This window comes from Vibrio sp. 1069 (assembly GCF_033340555.1).
Genome location: NZ_JAWOWP010001051.1, coordinates 1 through 500 on the forward strand (window position 1 = coordinate 1; position 500 = coordinate 500).

1 protein-coding gene is annotated in these 500 nt (G+C 46.6%); it reads right to left on the reverse strand.

Annotation, left to right across the window (positions count from 1 at the left end; genetic code table 11):
* Window positions 1–158: 158 nt before the first annotated feature.
* Window positions 159–500, reverse strand: a 342-nt coding sequence (locus R7040_RS30545) for a helicase C-terminal domain-containing protein (RefSeq protein ID WP_318098202.1), incomplete at its 5' end; no start/stop codon positions are given.

The window sequence follows — 500 nt, forward strand, 5'->3', positions numbered from 1 at the left end:
CAAAGCAATGTGAGGAGGAAGCCCCAAAGACAGCAAAGCAGGGACGGTTAGCATCCCTCCACCACCTGCGACTGCGTCAATAAATCCAGCAACAAAAGCGACTAGCGCCAACACCAACAGCATTGTCGGCTCTATCATTTCCATAAATTCTTATTCTTCTAATATTCTATTTTTCGTTTAAATGGCGGCAGTGAGTCGATAAGTGCTTGCCCGTAGCGTTTGGTTACGAGGCGTCGATCCAGAATGGTCACTCTACCAGAATCTCGTTCTTTACGCAGTAGGCGGCCCACGCTCTGGATCAGCTTTTTGCTCGCATCAGGTACAGTGATTTGCATAAACGGGTTGCCGCCTTTCTTTTCTATGTATTCTGAATGCGCTTGTTCTACTGGAGAGGTAGGAACACCAAATGGAATTTTGGTGATCACTAAGTTTTCCAGTAACTCTCCTGGCAAATCGAGTCCTTCCGAAAAGCTTCCTGTACCAAAGAGAACGCTGGTTTT